This is a genomic window from Streptomyces sp. NPDC057099 (assembly GCF_042671245.1).
Taxonomy (GTDB): Bacteria; Actinomycetota; Actinomycetes; order Streptomycetales; family Streptomycetaceae; genus Streptomyces; species Streptomyces purpurascens.
The window spans coordinates 23,932-44,309 of record NZ_JBHUTX010000007.1; the positions used below are offsets into that span (position 1 = coordinate 23,932).

General features: G+C 72.0%; 17 protein-coding genes. 8 read left to right on the top strand and 9 right to left on the bottom strand.

Translation table 11 applies throughout. The features are described from left to right. Positions 1-39 precede the first annotated feature (39 nt). A complete protein-coding gene (locus ACFT4A_RS12235) occupies positions 40-420 on the top strand; it encodes a hypothetical protein (RefSeq protein ID WP_382828539.1) in 381 nt (126 codons plus the stop codon). A 7-nt stretch (positions 421-427) separates the two neighbouring features. Next, positions 428-715, top strand: a complete 288-nt coding sequence (locus ACFT4A_RS12240; protein WP_382828542.1) for a DUF4031 domain-containing protein — start codon at positions 428-430, stop codon at positions 713-715. On the opposite strand, the gene ACFT4A_RS12245 is transcribed toward ACFT4A_RS12240, so the two are convergent. From ACFT4A_RS12245 to ACFT4A_RS12260, 4 genes are all read right to left on the bottom strand, one after another. Next, positions 685-1,743 (bottom strand): GNAT family N-acetyltransferase, encoded by a 1,059-nt coding sequence (locus tag ACFT4A_RS12245; protein ID WP_382829095.1) that lies wholly within the window; start codon positions 1,741-1,743, stop codon positions 685-687. The genes ACFT4A_RS12240 and ACFT4A_RS12245 overlap by 31 nt on opposite strands. A 34-nt stretch (positions 1,744-1,777) precedes the next feature. Further along, a complete protein-coding gene (locus tag ACFT4A_RS12250) occupies positions 1,778-6,439 on the bottom strand; it encodes a caspase family protein (protein WP_382828544.1) in 4,662 nt (1,553 codons plus the stop codon). Between the two features lie 172 nt (positions 6,440-6,611). Further along, a complete protein-coding gene (locus ACFT4A_RS12255; RefSeq protein WP_382828547.1) occupies positions 6,612-6,947 on the bottom strand; it encodes a hypothetical protein in 336 nt (111 codons plus the stop codon). Positions 6,948-6,983: 36 nt separating this feature from the next. Continuing rightward, positions 6,984-7,661, bottom strand: a complete 678-nt coding sequence (locus ACFT4A_RS12260) for a hypothetical protein (protein WP_382828549.1) — start codon at positions 7,659-7,661, stop codon at positions 6,984-6,986. 47 nt (positions 7,662-7,708) lie between these two features. Here ACFT4A_RS12260 and ACFT4A_RS12265 point away from each other — a divergent pair, with 47 nt between their 5' ends. From ACFT4A_RS12265 to ACFT4A_RS12280, 4 genes are all read left to right on the top strand, one after another. Beyond that, positions 7,709-8,386: a maleylpyruvate isomerase family mycothiol-dependent enzyme gene (locus tag ACFT4A_RS12265; RefSeq protein ID WP_382828551.1), complete on the top strand. Its 678-nt coding sequence runs from the start codon at positions 7,709-7,711 to the stop codon at positions 8,384-8,386. Positions 8,387-8,489: 103 nt separating this feature from the next. Further along, positions 8,490-9,188, top strand: coding sequence for a copper homeostasis protein CutC (locus ACFT4A_RS12270; RefSeq protein WP_382828554.1), 699 nt, complete (start codon positions 8,490-8,492; stop codon positions 9,186-9,188). Positions 9,189-9,262: 74 nt separating this feature from the next. After that, positions 9,263-10,849: a BTAD domain-containing putative transcriptional regulator gene (locus tag ACFT4A_RS12275; protein ID WP_382828557.1), complete on the top strand. Its 1,587-nt coding sequence runs from the start codon at positions 9,263-9,265 to the stop codon at positions 10,847-10,849. A gap of 27 nt (positions 10,850-10,876) precedes the next feature. Beyond that, the gene (locus tag ACFT4A_RS12280; RefSeq protein WP_382828559.1) at positions 10,877-11,617 is read left to right on the top strand and encodes an SDR family NAD(P)-dependent oxidoreductase; all 741 of its coding nucleotides are present in this window, start codon (positions 10,877-10,879) and stop codon (positions 11,615-11,617) included. 4 nt (positions 11,618-11,621) lie between these two features. Here the strand turns inward: ACFT4A_RS12280 and ACFT4A_RS12285 are convergent, their stop codons facing one another. Next, positions 11,622-13,667: a HelD family protein gene (locus ACFT4A_RS12285; RefSeq protein WP_382828562.1), complete on the bottom strand. Its 2,046-nt coding sequence runs from the start codon at positions 13,665-13,667 to the stop codon at positions 11,622-11,624. 247 nt (positions 13,668-13,914) lie between these two features. On the opposite strand from ACFT4A_RS12285, the gene ACFT4A_RS12290 reads away from it, so the two are divergent. After that, entirely contained in the window at positions 13,915-14,103 is a 189-nt protein-coding gene (locus tag ACFT4A_RS12290) for a hypothetical protein (RefSeq protein WP_184599430.1), read from the top strand. Positions 14,104-14,122: 19 nt separating this feature from the next. On the opposite strand, the gene ACFT4A_RS12295 is transcribed toward ACFT4A_RS12290, so the two are convergent. Beyond that, positions 14,123-15,766, bottom strand: a complete 1,644-nt coding sequence (locus tag ACFT4A_RS12295) for a DNA repair helicase XPB (RefSeq protein ID WP_382828564.1) — start codon at positions 15,764-15,766, stop codon at positions 14,123-14,125. A gap of 164 nt (positions 15,767-15,930) precedes the next feature. Here ACFT4A_RS12295 and istB point away from each other — a divergent pair, with 164 nt between their 5' ends. Further along, on the top strand, positions 15,931-17,250 hold the full coding sequence (gene istB, locus ACFT4A_RS12300; RefSeq protein WP_382828566.1) for an IS21-like element helper ATPase IstB: 1,320 nt from the start codon (positions 15,931-15,933) through the stop codon (positions 17,248-17,250). On the opposite strand, the gene ACFT4A_RS12305 is transcribed toward istB, so the two are convergent. From ACFT4A_RS12305 to ACFT4A_RS12315, 3 genes are all read right to left on the bottom strand, one after another. Beyond that, positions 17,228-17,419 (bottom strand): hypothetical protein, encoded by a 192-nt coding sequence (locus tag ACFT4A_RS12305; protein ID WP_382828568.1) that lies wholly within the window; start codon positions 17,417-17,419, stop codon positions 17,228-17,230. The two genes, istB and ACFT4A_RS12305, sit on opposite strands and share 23 nt — an antisense overlap. A gap of 96 nt (positions 17,420-17,515) precedes the next feature. Beyond that, positions 17,516-17,647 carry a hypothetical protein gene (locus tag ACFT4A_RS12310; protein WP_311126344.1) on the bottom strand — a complete coding sequence of 44 codons (132 nt, stop codon included), beginning with the start codon at positions 17,645-17,647 and terminating at the stop codon, positions 17,516-17,518. 173 nt (positions 17,648-17,820) lie between these two features. Continuing rightward, on the bottom strand, positions 17,821-20,376 hold the full coding sequence (locus tag ACFT4A_RS12315; RefSeq protein ID WP_382828571.1) for a helicase-associated domain-containing protein: 2,556 nt from the start codon (positions 20,374-20,376) through the stop codon (positions 17,821-17,823). Positions 20,377-20,378: the final 2 nt, after the last annotated feature.

Genomic DNA, 20,378 nt, shown 5'->3' on the forward strand with positions numbered 1-20,378 from the left:
GGCTCGGTGCCGGGGTCAAGAGTGCGCACAATGGGGGGCATGGAGCCCATCACCCCCCTGGAGCAGACGCTGCACGCCGCGCGTGCCCTGGTACTGGCCGACCTCGTCGCGGGACGCGTCGCCGAGGCGGATGTCGTGTCCCTGGTCGAGGAGGCCGTCACGGAGCGGCGGTGGTGGGTCGAGCAGTGGCCGGAGGGCGCGCCGTACGTGGCCGGTCTGGTCGCGCAGGACGTCCAGGACGCCCTGCTGGAGCGGTACGGCCGCTGGCCGCTGTGCCCGGTGTGCGGTGACGGCGACCCGCACGCGCTGGACGTGGATCCGGTGCTGGGGGCCGACCCGCACTGGGTGTGCGGCGAGGCGGGCGTGAAGGTCGCGGCGGTGGGGTCGCTGGGCGAGGCCCTCGGCGGGGCGTCCTCGTGAGGCCCTGGTGACGATCTACATAGACCCGCCGGCCTGGCCCGGACACGGCCGCATGTGGTCCCACCTGATCAGCGACGTCTCCTACGACGAACTGCACGGCTTCGCCGAACGCCTCGGCGTGCCCCGGCGGGCCTTCGAACGCGACCACTACGACATCCCCGCCCAGCGGTACGCCGACGCGGTGGGCGCCGGGGCCGTGGAGGTCAGCAGCCGCGAGGTGGTGCGGCTGCTGCACGGGGCGGGGCTGCGGCGGCCCAAGGGCCTCTACCGCTCGCCGGGTCCCCGCAGCTCGTAGGTCACCTGCTCCGTGTCCTCCGCGACGGCCGTGAACCCGGCGCGGGTGAGGACGTTCCGCGAGGGCGTGTTCTCCCGCTCGACGTTCGCGACCACGATCCGCACCTCGTCCCGGGCCAGCGCCCACGCCGACAGCGCACGCAGCGCCTCGGTGGCATATCCCTGTCCCCGGGCCGCTTCGACCAGGTCGTAGCCGATCTCGACCCGCCCCGCCTCGTCGGGAACGGCGTGGAACCCCATGGCGCCGAGCGCCTGGTCGTCCTCGCGGCGGACCAGCACGTACATGCCCCACTCCGGCCGGTGGACCCCGTCCTCGTACTGCTTGAACACCAGTCCGGCGCCCACCCGGGTGCCCTCGGCCGGGCTCCCTCCGAGCCACTCGAAGCAGCCGCCTTCACCGACCGTGGCAAGGCCGTCGGCCACCGCCGGGGTCACTCCCTCGAGGGTGAGCCGTTCGGTGCCGATCACCAGGTTGTTGTTCCACCGCCACTCGGTGACGGGCGCCCGCCCCGGCAGCTCACCCCGGCCGGTGGCCCACAACAGGGTCTGCCAGGGGGTCGGTCCCGGCTGGACATGCGGAAAGATCCGCCGGAGAACGAAGTCACACAGCTCGGAGTCCGCCTCGTACGCCACGCCCAGCCCCTCGGCGATGTCGTGCGTGTGCAGCAGCACCTCGGCCACGCCCATCGCCGCGAACCCCTCACGGTTCGCGTGGCGGAACGGGTACGGATGAAAGGCCCGCACGTGCCGAGGCGTCGTCCGGATCGCCGCCGCGAGCAGAGCCCCCGTCGTCCTGATCACCCGCACGGCACCCGCGTTGTCCGTCCCCTCCTCCAGCGACATCTCGAACGGCGAGTACCCCTCGCGCTCCCGCCCCGCCAACTGCCCCGCGTACGCGATGAGATCCTCGGCGATGTGCACGGCCGTCTCCCGACAACTCCACGCGAGCCGCCCGGCCGCCGCCCCCTCCCAGTCCCGGCCGGCGACTTCCCCCAGCAGCGCCGCGCACTCGTCGACGGCCTGCTCCACCTGTTCCGCGCCTGTTGTCCACATGGTGGGGAGGTTACGAGGGGGCGGGGGCCTGGGGCGACGGGATTTCCTGGTCGGGGAACCAGTCCTCGATCTCGTGACGGATGCCGAGTTCGGTGGCTTTGAGGGCGGTTTCGCGGAGCGACTTGGCGGCAGTGAAGGCTACGACGGCCAAGGTGACCAGGGAGAGTGCGGGGTCGTCGGGGTGGAGGGTGGGGGTTGGGGCCTTCGCGGCGGTGAGGGCGTGGAGCAGGGTCTCTTCCAGGCGGAGTTCTCTGAGGCAGCTTTCCGGCAGGGGGGCGACGTCATAGCCGAAATCGGTGAGGGCTTTGGCTCGGCCGCCCACAGCCTTGAGGGCGGCGGGGGATACCTGGCCGTAGGTGGCGGGGTCGGCGAACGGGTGGTACCTGAACAACGCGCTGGTGATGCCATTGGCGTGGGAAAGGGCCTCGGCTGTGACCGAGCAGCGATAGCCCCATTTGGCGAGGACGGAGATCGCCTCGGACAGGGGGATCCCCGCCTGTTGCGCGCCGTGCGCCACATCGAGCACGCTCAGGGGATGGTCCGTACGCAGCGCGATACTTCGATTGACGAGAGCGGTATCAGCCAGGGAGGGCAGCTGTCCTTCCTCGTCGGGGACAGACGCAACCGCGTAGCCGAGTTCCTCCAGCCGCGCCGCGACGGAGGGAACGGGCCTGTGGAGATGGCGCGCCACAGCCGTCATGTAGAGGAGCGAGACCTCCTGATCCACCCAAGGACGCTGGGAGTTGTACAGCAGCAGCGATCGGTCGTCCTCAGTGAGTTCAGGGGCGTCCGCGGGCAGCTGGAAGCCAAGTTCGGACAGGAATTCCGTGGTGCTGAGCACGGTCGCATCCGTGTGGTGCGCCACCGAGGCCAGCTGGGCGTGTGAGATCCGCAGAGCCTCTTCCGGGTCTGGCGTGATGGCAGACGACGACCACAAGTCCATGAGGATGGCCCGCTCCTCGTCGGTCCAGTGCTCCCGGACCGGATGGTCCTCCGGCACGGTGAAGCCCAGTTCCCGCAGACGCCGCGCGGCTTCCTGAGTGGAGCAGGCGTTGTGCACGGCACTGACACAGATCTGGGCTCCCGAAAGCACCGCGCCCGGAGTCAGCCAGCCCGACGAGGTGCCCATCCTCCACAGCAGTGGAAGATCCTCGTGGTCGGCGGCGGCGCAGCCTGCCAAGGGCTCGACCTGGTAGCCAAGGGAGGTGAGCCGGGCGGCGATTTCCGCGGGTGAGCGTTCCGACCTGCTGCTCAGCGTCAAGACCTCGGCGGCGCTGAGAGGCTGGGCGGGATCGCGCCAGTCGTAGAGGAAACCGAGAAGCAACGCGGGATGCCGTTCGTCCTTCTGCCCCAACCAATCCCGGTACGCCGCGTCCCACCGCCTGTTCCGAACTCCGGTGATCAGCAACTGGTCGGAGGGCCGGGCGCACAACTCGTCGGACGGGCACGCTTCCGACAACGACACCGGGCCCCCGAGACCCACGCGGTACAGCGCTCGCAGGCGCCAACGCAGCACACCCGACGGCATGGTGCCGAAGAATCGGGCAGCGTGGCGCCGGCGTAGTTCCTCCGGGTAGTTGCCGGTCACCAAGGAGATCAGGTCGGTGTCGGGGAGGAAGTAGCCGACCTCGCGGAAGGGTATGGAGGCGTCCCCGATCCGCCACGACAGTCCGGCCAACCGGGCGTGCCGGGCCACGAGATCGGCGAACCACGGTGAGATCTGGCTGGCCTGGGTCAGCCAGCCACGGGTCGGAAGGGGAAGGTCCGGAAGAGCCAGGCTCGGAGCGGCGGCAGTGACGACAGCTCGTACGTGATCGCCGTCGAGGGAACGTACTTTCTTCCGATCGACAGTGAGCACCGGCGCATGCTCACCATGCAGATTCAGGACGACGCCATGAGGGACCTGCCCCACGGCATGGAATGCCCCTTCGGACTCCGTCAACAGGCCGTCGGACAGGACGATGCCCTGACGGTCGATCCACCAGAGGTCGGGGGAGTCGGACGCAAGACAGATCGGGTCCTTGACGCGAGGTCCCGGCTGCCGTCTCGACAGCTCGATCTCAAGAGCCGTAGGAGACAACTCTCCCGGTTCCCACCCATGCTCCCGAGACCCATGCACTGCCGACGTCCGATAAGGCGCCACCCACAACAACCGCTGCAGCGCCTCCACGCACGACACATGCTTCCCCTGCCGCGACAACAACAGCCGAACAGTCGTCCCCGAAGCGTCGCCCTCTCCCAGGTCCTCCACCCGGAACAGATTCCCCGGCCCCGCGATCGTCACCTGCAGCAACCGCCCGGGCCGCCCGTCCCGCCCCATGCGGCAGGTGCGGACCACGATCTCGTCGGCCAGCATGAAGTAGCTCAGGACCCCGATGCCGAAACGGGAGTTGGGGTACAGCCGGAGCTTGGGTTCGGGGAGTTCGCTCCAGGCGACCTGTTCCTCGATGTACTCGGGCAGGTCGACGAAGCGGGTGCCGCCCTGGGAGAAGACGCTGCCGAGTTCGGTGAGGCCCATGCCGATGCCGTTGTCGCGGCACTCCAGGTAGGGGCGGCCGTCCGAGCCCACGCCCTGGACAAACTCGATCCGGCCCTCCCAGGACGCCGTCGGACGGCCCGTGCGCTGGAGGTACTGCGTGCGGCAGTCCCGGTAGCGCAGCGCGTCCAGCGCGTTCTGGTACAGCTCGCGCACCGCCAGCTCGCGGTCGCCGTAGAGCTGTTCGCCCATGAGGAGTTCCTGGACGCGGTCCTCGGCGAGCTGGAAGCGGATGCCGTCGGAGAGCTGGTCGGGGGTGTTGCCGTCGAGGCGGACCCGGCTGCCGTCGGCGTAGGGCGGCAGGGCGCCGAGCGGGGCCAGCGCGGGGTTGTCGTCCCGGTTGATCTCACGGAGCAGGGTGTCGACGCGGGTGGCGTGTTCCCGCAGGGCGATCTGGACGGCCGGGTGGGTGCAGACCGCGTTCAGGGAGCGGCCGACCCCGGAGTGGCGCCAGTCGGAGCGGCGCACGGTCGTCCTGAGCTCGCCGAGGTCGACGCTGTCGTAGATGCCGAGGTGCTCCACGACGATCTCGGGCAGGTCGACCGGGTCGACGGCCATCGCGTAGGCCGCCTTGAGCAGGGCGGACACCAGGGGCGGGCGCACCTCGTGCTCGTCGCCGGTGGTGGCGGCGATGACATCGTGGTCGTCGAGGGTGCCGGAAGGGCGGGCCGTGGCCCGGCGGACGGAGAACGGAGCCGTCCGGTGGTCCTTCAGCAGCCGCATCAGACGGTCCGCGCTCAGCGCGTCGGCGACCCACGTCGGCTGGTCGGAGCCGACCGTCACCTCGCCGAGGAGGGACTTGAGCTTCTCCGCCGCGTACAGCTCCGGCTGCTGGATCAGCCAGCGGTGGAACAGCCACCAGCGGATCCGCTCCACGGAGCCGCGCGCAGCCGCCTGGTCGTGCAGGGTGCGCAGCCGGCGCTTGAGGCGCGGGAAACCCTGGCCGAACTTGCGGAAGCGGGTGTGGTCGGGGCCGGTGGCGCAGAGGTCCGTACCGAGTACGCCGACGCGCTGTGCGGCCTCCTGGGTCCAGAAGGCCTGCTCGACCAGGGGCAGCAGGACCGCCAGTGCGGCCTCGGTGGGCGACAGCCTGACGTTGTCGGCCAGCCGGCTGGTGAGGAAGTCCAGCCTGACGTGGGTGCGCCGGGCCAGCTCGGCGTCGTGCCAGGGATCGTCGCGCAGGGCATGGGCCGCGCTCTCGTAGGCCGTGGCCAGGCGGGACGCCAGGGCGGCGCAGGTCTCCTGGAGGTGCCGGCGGGCAGGGGCGTCGGGGGTGCGCTGCCAGATCGGGTGCTGTTCGGCGGAACGGATCCACGGGTGCGCCTCGGTACGCCGGTCGGGGCCGGGCAGCAGCGGGAAGTCCTCGCCGCCTGGGGTGGCCGAGGTCTCCGTGACGACCGTGACCTGCTGCGGCGGGCGCGTCTTGCCGTAGGCGCGGTGGAGTTCCTCGACCCGTTTCTGCACCCGCGCCGCGAACTCGCGCAGACGCAGGGCGTGCGGGTCCGCCGCGATCGTGTCCGCGAGGGCGCGGGAGAAGAGGCTGAAGGACTCGCCCGGTTGGGTGCCGGGGTCGAAGCCCGGCCGGACCGTCTCCTTCTCGCCGACGAACAGGGCCAGTTGGGGAGCCGTGCACGCGTGCACGTACGCCACCTTGCGGCGCAGCGCGTCGGCGACCTTGCGCCGGGGCCAGGGCTGTACGCCGGGCAGCGCGGCCATGGTGTCCCGGTCGATGCCCTCGCGGCAGGCGTCGACGAGGAAGACGACATGGCCGGCGGGGGAGTCCTCCAGCTCCCGCTCCCAGCCGATCTCGATGCAGCTGTCGGCGAAGACCCCCACGTCGAAGGTGGCGTCCTCGGGGATCAGGAAGTCCTTGCCCTCGAAGTGCTGGCCGTGCCCGCTGAGCAGGATCAGCAGGGTGTCGCCCCGGCCGGCGTCGCGCAGGAAACCGCGGATGCGCCCGTTGACCGTGTTGGGTGTGATGCCGCGCTTGCTCTCGACGATCTCCGCTGCCTGGAAGCCGCGTTCGATGAGCACGTCCCGGATCCGCTGGAGGTCGTCGCGGACGAACGGCAGGTCCTGGATGCGCGGGTCGTCGTACTCGCTCGCTCCGATGAGGAGAGCCTTGTGCTGGGGCATGCGCGGCGGGTCAGGCGGCGCGGAGGGATTCGGCTCCCGCGGTCGTCGCCGCCGCTGTGTTCCGGTTCGCCGCGCTGCCGCTCATGCCGTCCCCCTGACCCTCGGCCGTTCGTCCGACAACTTTAGTTCACAAAGGGGTTGTTGCGTCCCCTCAGGAAGTCCCTGGAAGGCGCTAGGAAGGCCGCTTGAAGACCAGCGTCAGTCCGCGGGTGCCCTGCACCTGGCCGGTGCCGAGGAGCTGGACGCCGCCGCTCGCGGTGACCTGGAAGGACAGCTGGGCCTCGGCGAGCGGCAGGGTGCCGCCCCGGGCCGCGGCGTCCTCGAACAGCTGTTGGAGAGCGTCGACGGTCTCCGCGAGGTTCTTGCGCAGGGGGCCGAGAGGGACGGAGCGCAGGGCGGGTTCGCCGCCGCCGAACAGGCCCATCGAGTCGTCGTCGCCCTCCTCGGTGACGGTGACCCAGAACGGCAGGCTCGGCTCGATGACCTCGGGCTCGGTGACGTTGTCCATCCGTGTTCCCCTCCCTGTGGTGCGGTGGGGTCAACCCTAGAACTCGGAGGCCGGTCCGGCGGGCGAATCCTCCAGCAGTTCCAGCTCCGACCGCAGGTTGTAGCGCGCCGTCGCCTCCCACGTCGCCGCTCCGTACGGGGTCCTGAACAGCCTCGGCAGGTCCAGGAGTTGGCGGAGGATGGTGGCGCGGCCCGTGCGGAAGGCGTCGTTCGGGACGAAGTGGTACTCCTCGCGGACGGCGGTGGTGTAGGCCGCGTACGTCGACGGGGGTGAGGCGAGGATCGCGAGGTCGGCGTCGCACAGGACCTGGCCGTCGGGGTCGTCGGCGGCGGGGTCGTGGGTGATCGTGAGGCGGACCAGGCGGGCCACCTCGGCGGTCTTGGTGGCGGGGACGCCGGCCTCCGTGAGGGCGCGTTCGGCGAGGCGGGCGGAGCGTTCCTCGTTCTCGGAGCGGTCGGGGAGGTAGACCGCGTCGTGGAACCAGGCGGCGAGGCGCACCACGTCCAGGTCGTGCGCGTGCTGCTCCAGCACGTCGATGTGATCGAGGACCGCCGTGAGGTGCTCGACCGTGTGGTAGCGGCGCTGGGGCTCCTGCCAGCGGGTGAGCAGGTTGTCCGCGTACGGCGCCGGGTCGGGGCCGCCGGCCGGGCCCCGGGCTCCTTCCAGGGCGCGGGCGAAGCGGGTGCGCAGGGTGTCGGGATCGGGATCGGCCATGGAGTCATTCTCCCGCTGAGCCGGGGGTGGGACCTAGCGTGGGTCGTATGACGACTCCTGCTGATGTGCACGACGTACGGGACCCCGAGCAGCCCGGGCGGCTGCTCACGATCGAGCGTGACGCGCTGATCCCGCTGCTGCGGGGCAGGGCCGAGGAGGACTTCGCACGGCCCGTGGCCGCGTGTCCGGGCTGGACGGTCCGGGATGTGCTGGCGCACTGCTCGGCCGTCCTGGCCCGGGTGGCGGAGGGCAGGTTCGAGGCGGGCGTGTTCTCGCCCGAGTCGAACGACCGGGACATCGCGGAGCGGGAGGGGTGGAGCAACGCGCAGGTCGTGGAGGAGCTGGAGCGCGGGCTGGGCGAGGCCGGGGCGGTGATCGCCGGGGCGGACGGGAAGCTGGACGGTCTCGCGCTCGGGGAGTGGGTGCACGCCGGGGACGTGCGCGAGGCCCTCGGGGAGCCGGGGGCGTACGGCGGGGCCGGGCTGCCGGACGCGCTCGCGCTGCTCGCCCGGATCACCCGCGAGCGGGGGCACGTGTCGCTGCACGCCGACCTCGACGACCTGGACGAGCCACTGCGGCTGGGCGAGAGCGACGGGGAGCGGCCCCCGGGGCGTTTCATCGGGGACGGGCCGACCCTCGTACGGCTGTACGCGGGGCGTCCGGTCGGCGAGGCGACGTACGAGCTGGCCGGGGTGGAGGCGAAGGAGCTGAACATCTTCGGCTGAGGCGCCTCACCGGGGCGTGGGAGGCGGCGGGACTGGGCAGCGTAGTCTTTGATTGGACTAGACCTGTCGCCGAACGCCGATTCCATGCCGACGAAGGGGCCCCATGAGCAAGCGTGCAGTCCTGGAGGTGATCGCCCTCGGCGTCGAGGACGCGGTCGCCGCCCAGGCGGGAGGCGCGGACCGCCTCGAGCTGGTCACCGACATGGCGGCCGACGGGCTCACCCCGTCGGCCGGGACCGTCGCCGGGATCCGCCGGGCCGTCGATCTCTCGCTGCGGGTGATGCTCCGGCTCACGGACGGCTTCGCGGCGGGGGACGCCGACCGGCTGGTCCGGGTGGCGGGCGAGCTGCGGGAGGCCGGGGCCGAGGAGTTCGTGCTCGGGTTCCTCGACACGGACGGTGGCGTGGACCTGCCGGCCGTGGAGCGGGTTGTCGCGGCGCTGGACGGCTGCCCCTGGACCTTCCACCGGGCGATCGACCGCGCCGCCGACCGGGACGCCCTGCGCAAGCAGCTGGACGGGATGCCGGGGCTCGACACGTACCTGACCGCCGGATCGGCCGACGGCGTCGACGACGGGCTGTCCGTACTGCTCGCGGAGGCGGCCCGCCGGGGAGAGCCGGGGTACGAGCAGCACCTGCTGGTCGGGGGCGGGCTGCGGCTCGACCATGTGCCGACGCTGCTGGCGGCCGGGGTCGACGGCTTCCACATCGGCGGGGCGGCCCGGCCGGACGGCTGGGAGGCGCCGGTGTCGGCGCAGGCCGTCGCACGCTGGCGGACCGCCCTGGACGCCGCCCCCGCGTGACCCCGAGACCGTCGGTCGAACTCCCCCGCGTCATACGGGGAAGCACGGGATGAGCCCGTGCGTTGTGCTGCTGCATGAGCCTGCGCTTCTCACTCCTGGGTCCGGTACGAGCCTGGCGCGACGAAGAGGAGATCGAACTGGGGCCGCGCCAGCAGCGGGCGGTGCTGGCGGCGTTGCTGCTGAACAACGGCATCCGGCTGAGCAACGACCAGTTGATCGGCATGGTCTGGGACGACCCGACGCCCAGCGCGGTGATGGCGCTGCGGACGTACGTGTACAAGCTCCGCAAGACGCTTCCGGAGCTGAACCTGAAGTCCTCGGACGGCGGGTACGCGGTCCGCGCGGAGATCGTCGACGACTGCCGGGGCGAGCCGTTGGAGGGCCTGCGGAGTGCCTACTTCGACGCGCAACGGGTGCGGCTCGGCGACTCCCGGCTCAAGGCGCGGGAGGACTGCCTCGAACGCGAACTCGACGTGCTGGAGCTGCAGAAGCACGTCGCCGCCTTCCCGCTCAGGGAACGACCGCGCGCCCTCCTGATGCGCGCGCTCTATCTGGAGGGCAGGCAGGGCGAGGCACTCGATCACTTCCACCAGGTGCGCGCACTCCTCATCGAGGAGTTCGGCCTCGAACCAGGGCCGGAGCTGCGCAAGGTCCACGCGCAGATCCTCGACGGCGACCTCACCCTGCCGCGCAGGCCGGAGCAGCTGGTGCCGGATCTGGCCGACTTCACCGGCCGCGCCGAGGAGATCGCGCTGGCTCTGCGGACGCTGCCGGGCACCGTGGGCATCACCGGGATGCGCGGCAGCGGCAAGACCGCGCTGGCCACCCGGATCGGCCACCTCGTCAAGGAACGCTTCCCGGACGGGCAGATCTTCGTCAGGGGCGGGGACGTCGCCAACGGGCTGCTGCGCGCGGTCGGCGTGGAGAACCCCGTCGGCGACCGAGCCGCGCTGTGGCGGGAGAAGGCGCGCGGCAAGCGGTTCCTGGTCGTGGTCGACGATGTGCGGGACGCGGCGGCCGTGCGCGATCTCGCCACGCCCGGCTCGGCGATGATCCTCACGAGTGTCCGCCGCTTGCACGAGCTGCCGGGCGTGACCTGGCTGAAGATCGCCGGGCTGACCGCGCGGGAGGCGCGGGAGTTCCTGCGCACGGCCGTCGGCCCGGCACGCGTGGACGCGGAACCCGAGCAGGCCGAGGTGCTGCTGGAACGCCTTTCGCGACTGCCGCACCCGATCAGGGTGGTCGGCGGCAAGCTCAGCTCGCGTCCGCACTGGACGATCGAGATGGTCTTGCGGCAGATGGAGCGGAAGAGCAGGCTCGCCGACGTGATCCCGCCCGACTGCGCCGCGATGATGGCCCCGTTGGTCGCGGCCGAGAAGCAGCTGAGCGATCCGGAACGGCACATGCTCAGGTGCTTCGCGCGCCAGGACGCCGAGGTGATCGACAGTCACAATGCGGCGGAGATGTCCGGGGCCGACGCCGGCGAGATCGAGCTGGTGCTGGAGTCGCTCGCGAGCGTGCACCTGATCGAGCCGCTCGTACTCGGCCGCTACCGGCTGCCGCGGTTCGTGCGCCTCTGCTTCGCGCAGCGCACGGCGGCTTCCTCACGACCTGACCAGGCCGTACCTGACCAGGCCGTATATGCGGAAACTATGCTCTGACGATCCGGCGCGGCCAAGTTGGCAGACATGACAACCAAGGAACTTCAGAACCAGAAGGCACTCGTCACCGGCGCCACGTCGGGCATCGGCCGCGCGATCGCGGTCAAGCTCGCGGAGGCGGGTGCCACCGTCTATGTGACCGGGCGCAGGGCCGAACTCGGCAAGGAGACCGTCGAGCTGATCGAGCGGGCGGGCGGGACGGGCCACTTCGTCGTCGCGGACGTCGCGAACATCGACGACGTCCGCAAGCTCGCCGAGGAGGTCGGCGAGGTGGACGTGCTCGTGAACAACGCGGGCATCTTCCCGTTCTCGACGACCCCCGAGCAGCCGCTCGACAGCTACGAGCAGGTGTTCGACGTCAACGTCCGTGCGACCTACTTCCTGACGGCCGCGCTCGCACCGGCCATGGTGGCGAAGCAGAAGGGCGCGATCGTCAACGTCTCGTCGGTCGCCGGGCAGGTCGGCACCCCGGTCGGCTCCGTCTACAACGCCACCAAGGCCGCGATGGACGCGCTGACCCGGTCGTGGGCCGTCGAGTTCGGCGCGGCGGGCGTTCGCGTCAACTCCGTGGCGCCCGGCCCGATCCGCACCGACATGGCCGTCGAGACGGTGGGCGAGATGTTCGAGGAGTTCAGCCGGAACACCCCGCTCGCCCGCGCCGGCGAGCCCGAGGAGATCGCCGAGGCCGTGGTGTTCCTGGCCTCCGACAAGGCCAGCTACATCACCGGCGCGGTGCTCGCCGCCGACGGGGGCTACGTCGCCACCTGAGCGGTCAGGGAGAGGCCAGCTGCGGCGGCAGCCCGGCCGCGTGCGTGACGATCAGCCCCGACACGGCTCGGGTCAGCGCCACGTACAGACGGCGCAGGCCGGTGCGCTCGTCGGGTTCGCCGTCGACCACGGCCCGCGGCTCGTCCAGGACGACGTAGTCGTACTCCAGGCCCTTCGCGAGCGAGGCCGGGACCAGGGTCAGGCGGGTCTCCCGGGTGGTTTCCTCGCCGGGGCCGAGGTACGGGATCCCGGCCTCAGCGAGGGCCTCCGCCAGTTCCGGGATCCGGGCGTCCGCCGCGATCAGGCCGGTCGAGCCCTCGTTGCGCAGCAGTCGGCGGCAGGCCTCGATCACGCCGTCGCTCCCGGCGACCTCCCTGACCTCGAAGTGGCCCGGGTTCTCACGGATCGACACGACCGGGGTGAGGCCCGGGGCGATGTACGGCAGCAGCCGGGAGGCGTAGGTGATGACGTCCGTCGGCACGCGGAAGCCGGCCGTCAGCTCCTCCACCACCGCGTCCCGCTTGCCCAGGTGGGTCAGCGCCTCCTGCCAGCCTCGGGTCGCCCAGGGCGTGGTGCCCTGCGCCAGGTCGCCGAGGACGGTCGCGCTGCCGGTGGTGCAGCGGCGGCCGACCGCCCGGTACTGCATGGGGGAGAGGTCCTGCGCCTCGTCGAGGACGACATGCCCGAGGGAGTGCGTGCGCTGGATCAGGTCGGTGGCCTCGTCGATGAGCACGGCGTCGGCGGTCGACCACTTGGCGGACTTGACGCTGCGCGCCGGCTTCGCCCACAGCACCGCCTTCTGCTCCTCCTCGTCGAGGATCCCCTCGGCGTGTTCGGCGAGGAAGTCCGCGTCCGACAGCAGGCGCAGCACCAGTTTCGCCGGGTCGACGGCCGGCCACACCGACTTCACGGCCGCCTTGACCGCGCTGTTGCGGGCCACCGCGTCCTGCACCCGGTCGTCCGGCGCCTCCCCCGAGCGCTCCATCTGCACCAGCACGGCGTGCGCGATGCGCTGCGGCAGGGCCTCGCGGGCGGCGCCGTAGCGGATGTCGCGGTCGAGCAACTCGCGGACGATGTCCTCCAGTTCGTACTGGGCGACGCGCCAGCGGCGGGAACCGCGTACGACCATGACCGGCTCGGTGGGCAGGGTGACGTGCGCGTAGAGGGCCCCGCGCAGCACCTGTGCCATGCGGGCGTCGCCCTTGACGACCGCGGCCGTCGCGTCGTCCGTGCCCTTGATCTCGACATGGGCCACCAGGTCCTCGACGGTGGCCTGCTGGACGCTCAACTCGCCGAGGGCGGGCAGCACTTGCTCGATGTAATGCAGGAAGGACCGGTTGGGTCCGATGACCAGGGTGCCGGTGCGGGCGAGGCGCTCGCGGTGGGCGTAGAGGAGGTAGGCGACCCGGTGCAGGCCGACGGCGGTCTTCCCGGTGCCCGGGCCGCCCTGCACGCACACCGTGCCGGAGAGGCCGGAGCGCACGATCTCGTCCTGCTCGGGCTGGATCGTCGCGACGATGTCCCGCATCGGGCCGACGCGCGGTCGCTCGATCTCCTGCTGGAGGAGTCTGCTGGTCTTCGCCGCCTCGGCCGGGTCGGAGAGGTGCTCGTCCTCGTACGCCGTGAGGTCGCCGCCCGTGTAGCCGAAGCGGCGGCGCAGCGCGATGTCCAGCGGGTCCTTCTTGGAGGCCCGGTAGAACGGCTGCGAGACGGGTGCGCGCCAGTCGATCACCATGGGGTCGCCGTCGGCGTCGTGCACATGCCGCCGCCCGATATAGAAGCGCTCCCCGTCAGCCCCCTCGGCCTGCTCGGCGCCCGGGGTGTGCAGATAGTCGAGCCGCCCGAAGAACAGCGGGGTGTCGCTGAGGTCGGCCAGCGCCTTGATGCGCTCCGCGATCTGGTGGTTCAGCGCCTCCGCGTTGACCCAGTTCGCGGTGACGTCGCTGATGTCGAGGGCCTCGACGTCCTCGCGCATGGCGCGCAGGGCGGAACGGGACGAGGAGAGGTGGGAGCGCTCACGGGAGAGCGGGTCGTCGACGGGCGTGGACAAGGGGGTGCCTCCGGAGGACCTGCGGAAGGGATGGCGGTGAGATGCAGACCGGTTTCCGTCCGGTCGGCGGCGCTCCGTGAGGGAGGCGGGCAAGAAGCGGAGATTCTAGAGGAGCGGGGGAGACGACCGCCAACGGTTTTTCGGTGACCCGCAAGGGTCGTTGTCATTCGAGGTCATACGAGCGGAGGACGCAGGATCGGTCCCTGGACCGACGCGGGCTTTACGGGCGAAACGGCACCATGGAGACATGAGCGCAGCAACCCTCTCTCCTGCCCCCGCACCGGGCCGGCCGCCGGGTGCCACCGCCGTGACCGGCAGCCACCGCCACCGCCTCGGCGACGCCCTGCGCGCCGTCAAGGTCTTCGCGGGCGCCGCCTTCGATGTGATCGTCCTCGGCCAGTACGGCGAGGAGGTCGGCGTGGTCCGCCGCAAGTGAGCCGGCGGACCCGCCGTTCTCAGCTGTCCGCGAGCAGCTCGTCCGCGTCGACGATGCGGTACGCGTACCCCTGCTCCGCCAGGAAGCGCTGCCGGTGGGCCGCGAAGTCCTGGTCGATGGTGTCCCGGGCGACCACGGAGTAGAAGTGGGCCTGGTGGCCGTCCGACTTGGGGCGCAGCACCCGGCCGAGGCGCTGGGCCTCCTCCTGGCGGGAGCCGAAGGTGCCCGACACCTGGATCGCGACCGTCGCCTCCGGCAGGTCGATCGAGAAGTTCGCGACCTTGGAGACCACCAGCACGCTGATCTCGCCCTCGCGGAAGGCGTCGAAGAGCTTCTCGCGCTGCGCGTTCGACGTCTCGCCCTTGATCACGGGCGCCCCGAGGTGTTCACCCAGCTCGTCGAGCTGGTCGATGTACTGGCCGATCACGAGGATCTGCTGCCCGGCGAAGCGGCGGACGATCGCCTCCGTGACCTTCCGCTTGGTCGCGGTCGTGGCGCAGAAGCGGTACTTCTCCTCCGTCTCGGCCGTGGCGTACGCGAGCCGCTCGGAGTCGGTCAGATTGACCCGGACCTCGACGCAGTCGGCGGGCGCGATGTAGCCCTGCGCCTCGATCTCCTTCCACGGCGCGTCGAACCGCTTGGGCCCGATCAGCGAGAACACGTCCGACTCACGGCCGTCCTCACGCACCAGGGTGGCCGTCAGGCCGAGACGGCGACGGGCCTGCAGATCCGCGGTGAACTTGAAGACCGGCGCGGGCAGCAGATGCACCTCGTCGTAGACGACCAGGCCCCAGTCCCGCGAGTCGAACAGCTCCAGGTGCGGGTAGACGCCCTTCCGCTTGGTCGTCAGCACCTGGTACGTGGCGATGGTGACGGGCCGGATCTCCTTGCGCGTCCCGCTGTACTCGCCGATCTCCTCCTCGGTGAGGGAGGTCCGCTTCACCAGCTCGTGCTTCCACTGCCGGGCGGAGACGGTGTTGGTGACGAGGATCAGGGTCGTGGACTTCGCCTGCGCCATCGACCCGGCCCCGACCAGCGTCTTCCCGGCGCCGCAGGGCAGGACGACGACGCCGGAGCCGCCGTGCCAGAAGTTCTCGACGGCCTGCTTCTGGTACGGCCGCAGCGCCCAGCCGTCCTCGGCCAGCTCGATCGGGTGCGCCTCGCCGTCGACGTACCCGGCGAGGTCCTCGGCCGGCCAGCCCAGCTTCAGCAGGGTCTGCTTGATCTGCCCGCGTTCGGAGGGGTGCACGGCGACGGTGTCCGGGTCGATCCGGGCGCCGACCAGCGGCGTGATCCGCTTCGACCGCAGGATCTCCTCCAGCACCGGCCGGTCGGTGGTCGTCAGGACCAGGCCGTGCGCCGGGTGCTTGGACAGGGTGAGCCGGCCGTAGCGGTCCATCGTCTCGGCGATGTCGACGAGCAGCGCGTGCGGCACCGGATAGCGGCTGTACTCCACCAGGGCGTCCACGACCTGCTCGGCGTCATGGCCCGCCGCGCGCGCGTTCCACAGGCCCAGCGGGGTCACCCGGTAGGTGTGGATGTGCTCCGGCGCCCGCTCCAGCTCCGCGAAGGGGGCGATGACGCGACGGCAGTCGTCGGCCCGCTCGTGGTCGACTTCCAGGAGCAGGGTCTTGTCGGACTGGACGATCAGCGGACCATTCACGCGCGGCACCCTTTCTGCGGCCAAACGTCCAGTGTGCCTGATCGACGCCGCCCCAGGGTGTGATCTGCGCTGCTGGAACGACACCGGTCCTACAGAATGCCTTTTCATCCCAACGTGTGGTGTGAATTCAGTTTTTCCTCGGTGGCCCCGAAGAATGGCGAACCGTGCAGAATACGCCGACGACCACGCTCGGATACGCCCTGTTCGCCACCCGCTGGCTCCAGGCCCCGCTGTACTTCGGGCTGGTGGCCGCTCAGGGCGTCTACGTGTACAAGTTCTTCAAGGAACTCTGGACCTTAATCCTCATGTGCGTGAGCGGGCACGCCACCGAGACCTATGTGATGCTCGCCGTGCTCAAGCTCGTCGACGTCGTCATGATCGCCAACCTGCTGATCATGGTGATCGTCGGCGGCTACGAGACCTTCGTCTCGCGCATCGGCCTCCAGGGCCACCGCGACCAGCCGGAATGGCTCTCGCACGTCAACTCCAATGTACTGAAGGTCAAGCTCGCGACCGCGATCGTGGGCATCTCCTCGGTGCATCTGCTCCAGATGTTCGTGGACGTCCACCACACCTCCCACCACGCCTTGATGTGGGGGACGGTGATCCACATGGCGTTCATCGCCTCGGCGGCGATCCTCGCGTACATGTCGGGGCCGATGGCGGCGCAGAGCGACCGCGGGCACGGCGACCGCGGACATGCCGACCGCGGGCATGCCGAGCGGGGCCACGGTGCCCGCGGGCATGCCGATCTCGGACACGCCGATCTCGGACACGTCGACCTCGCGCCGGCCGGGCACCCGCAGGCCGGACTCCCGCGGCCGGGCCGGGAGACCCCGGCGACCGCGCTGCCCCGCCCCCGGCAGCCGGAGCCGGAGCCCACGTCCCTGCCGGAACCCGACGCCGACGCCGAGGCCCGGATCCGCGCGGCCGGCTTCCCCGCCCGCAAGCTGCTGGAGGACTTCGACCAGCAGCACCCCCGGGGCTTCGACCGGGAGACCGTGGCCCGGCTCGGCAAGGCGGAGTTCGTCGCCGCCCGGCGCAACGTGGTGTTCGTCGGCCCGACCGGCACCGGCAAGACGCATCTGGCCGTCGCCCTGGGCGTGCGGGCCTGCCAGGCCGGGCACCGGGTGCTGTTCGCGACCGCCGCCGAGTGGGCCGCCCGGCTGTCCGACGCCCGGGCCGCCGGCCGGCTCGAAGCGGAGCTGGCCGCCCTCGACGAACACCCCCTCCTGATCGTCGACGAGATCGGCTACACGCCCTTCGACGCGGCCACCGCAGGCCTGTTCTTCCAGCTGGTCGCGCACCGCTACGAGCGTGGCTCGCTGATCGTGACCGGCGACCGCCCGCTCGGCCGCTGGGACGAGGTGTTCGGTACCTCCGCACCCGCGATGGCGGACCGCCTCGCCCATCACGCCGAGGTGGTCCGGCTGGAGGGCGACAGTTACCGGACGCGCCGCGCTACCGCAGCGTGGACAGACTGATGGTGTTGACCAGCGGGCCCTCGACGGAGACGCCTTCGCCCACCAGGGACTCGGCGTGGGCCGCCGGGATGGGCAGCGGCAGCGCGGGCGTGGCCGCCGCGGCCGAGGGGGCGAGCACGCCCACGAGAGCGGCGGCGGAGAGCAGGACGGCGGGAAGCTTTTCACGCATGGCGGCAGGGCCTTTCACGGGCTGAGCGGTGCGGGACACCGCACCCCGGGCCGGCCCGGAACGCGGGGCCGGCCCCGACGGGTGCGCGGAGACGGATCAGATCTGCGGCGTCTCGATGACGAGGCCGGCGACATCGATGCCGACCGCCGCGGCCGGGGTGGCGAGGCCACCGAACATCATCAGGGCGGCGGTGGCCAGGACGGCGGTGACTCGACGGACAGCGCGCATGCTGGGACTTCCTTTCGACCGTGCTCACAGGAACACCCGGTGGCTGCCCCCGGGCACAGCGCGTGAAGCGGCACGCCCGGCAAGGTCGCCCGAGCGTGGGACATCCCCGGCGTGGCGTGCATGAACGCGGGCGGGTACCCGAACGGGTGAGAAGCGGCCCCTGCCCGACAGGGTCAGCCGGAGTCGTCCGCCAGCTCCGCGACCCCGGTGATCCGGTGCAGCGGATACGTACGGACCTCGTCCGCCGTGTGGTCGTACGCCGTGACGAAACCGCCCTCGACGCGGATGGGCGCGATGACCCGCTGGCTGGCGGTGCCCTCGGCGTTGACGTAGCCGATCCACAGGGCCTCGCCGGTCAGGACGGCGGCCTGCATGGTGGCGAGGGTCTCGGCGGAACCGGTGCGGGGCAGCTCGCCGTTGACCGCCGGGGCGGTGCCGGGCTTGCGCGGGGTGGTGGAGGCGAGGTCGCCGGCCCGGATGGCGCGCAGCGCCGCCGCGAGGAGGACGTCGTCGGGGACCGGCGGGCCGTCCGGCACCGGCTCGGGCGCCGTACGGGGCGGGGTGCGGTGGGCGAGGGCGCGGGTGATCAGCACATCGCCCTCGGCGGACTCGGCGGCCGGCGCGAACCCCATCACCCGCAGCCCTTCGAGGAGGCCCGCGGGGTCGGCCTGCGCGGCGAGCACGGTCGGGGCGAGGCGGCGCAGGCCCAGGCCGGCGGCCCGCTTGTCGGCGAGGATCTCGTTGAGCACCGCGTCGTCGTCGCAGCGCACATACGCCGAGGCCGCGCCCACGCGCAGATGGCCGTGTCTGCGGGCCACGTCGTCGATCAGGTAGGCGAGCGGCTGCGGCACCGGCGTACGGGAGTGCGCGGCGAGGAAGGCGTGCAGGTCGGAGGCGGCCTGACCGGCGTCGAGCGCGCGGCGCACCGAGCCGGGCGTGAACCGGTAGACGGTGGCCCCGCCCTTGGACTCGACGTCCGCCAGCACCCCGAGCATGTCGGCGAGCGGGCGCCGCAGGGGCCCGGGCGCCACCGCCGTCAGGTCGGCCTGGAGCAGCACATGGTCCAGCGGCTCGGGCAGCTGGGGCGTGAGGAGTCGGGCCGCGGCGGCGGAGGCGACGGCCTGCTCGGCGGGGGAGAGGGGAGCGATCGGCGCGGGGCGATGGTGGTGGTGATGGACGGGGAGCTTGTCTCCCGGACCGCTGTCTCCCGGGCCGGAGCCCTCCGCTTCGGGGTGGCGTGCGGCCGCCGCCGCGCCGAGCAGGGCCCGGCCGTGGGCCGACAGGGCGCCCCGGCCGGTGACGCCCAGCAGCTCCGCCTCGGACAGCGCCCACCGGGCGAGCCGGGTCCGCGGGTCGTCCTCGTGCTGCGCCCCGCGCAGGGGGCGCTCCCAGCGCAGCCGGGCGAGCACCGACCCGTCGTCCGGAGCGGCCCCCTCCGGCAGCACGGCCAGCAGCGCCAGCACCCGGTGCCGTACCTCGGGCGCCGCCGAACGGTCCAGGCCCGGCCCGAGCGCCGACAACGTACGGTCCTTCGCGTCCCGCCCGCCCACCAGCCCGGCCGTCCGGGTCGCCGCGAGCCACGCCGTGGCCAGCCGCGACCAGCGCTCGGCGGCGGGCGCCTCCAGCCACTCGTCGTAGGCCGGGGTCGCCGCGTACCGCTCGTCGGCCTCCCCGTCCGAGGCGATCAGGCCCGCCGCGTACGCCAGTTCCACCCAGAACGCGGCGACCGGCTCGGGCACGTCGAGGGCGACGGCCGTCCGCTTCAGGTCCCGCACGCTCAGCCCGCCGGCCCGCAGCACCGCGGGCCCGCCCTCGTCCCAGTCCTTCAGCAGCTCCTCGACGGTCGCCAGCGCGGTGTACGCCTGTCCGGCCGCCGTACTGTCCACAACCTGTGGACGATGCACGGCGACGGCCTCGACCACCGGCGGCACGGGCTCGGGCGTCCGGTGCGCCAGCCCCCGCCGCAGGTGCAGGGCGACCTCGCGCGGCAGGACGACCGTCCCCGGCGCCGTCGGCAGCAGCAGCCCCCGGTCCAGCAGCCAGCGCAGCCGCGCCGCCGGATCCGCGGTGACCTGTCCGTACGGCGGCCCCCACACCAGGCGTTCCAGGACCTCCAGGGAGTCGGCCGGGGCGTCGGCGAGCAGCGTGGCCATCCGGGCCCGGTCCGTGAACAGGCCGGTGAGGGCGGTCACCGCGGAGACCGAGTCATGCGTCGAGGACAGTCCGGCGGTCGTGACGATGTCCTGGATCCGCCCCGGGGACATCCCGGCGGTGGCCTCCTGGACCGTCGGGCCGAGACCGGTCGGCGAGGGGTGCTGCGGCGCGGGAGCCAGCAGTTCACGTGCCGTGCGCACCAGCCGCAGCCGGTCGTCGCCGCCCCAGACCAGGGCCTGCTCGCGCAGGACGTCCAGGGCGTGCGGCAGGGCGGCGACCACGGCCGGGTCGGCGTCGTCCCCGGCGGTGAGCCCGAGCAGTTCGTCGTACGTCGCCGGTTCCGCCGCCACGGCCAGCGCCTCCGCCGTCTGCAGCGTGAACCGGTCCAGCCGCTCCAGGGCCCGCACGACCGAGGCGCGGGTGCCGGCCCGGGTCGCGAGCTGGGTGAGGTCGGTCGGTACGGGCGTGATGAGGTCCGGGCGGCTGCGCAGCAGCGCGCCCAGCGGGACATCGCCCCGCGCGCGGAGCGCTTCCGCGAGGGAGCGGGGGGCCGGGGGCCTGTCCTCGGTGCTCATCC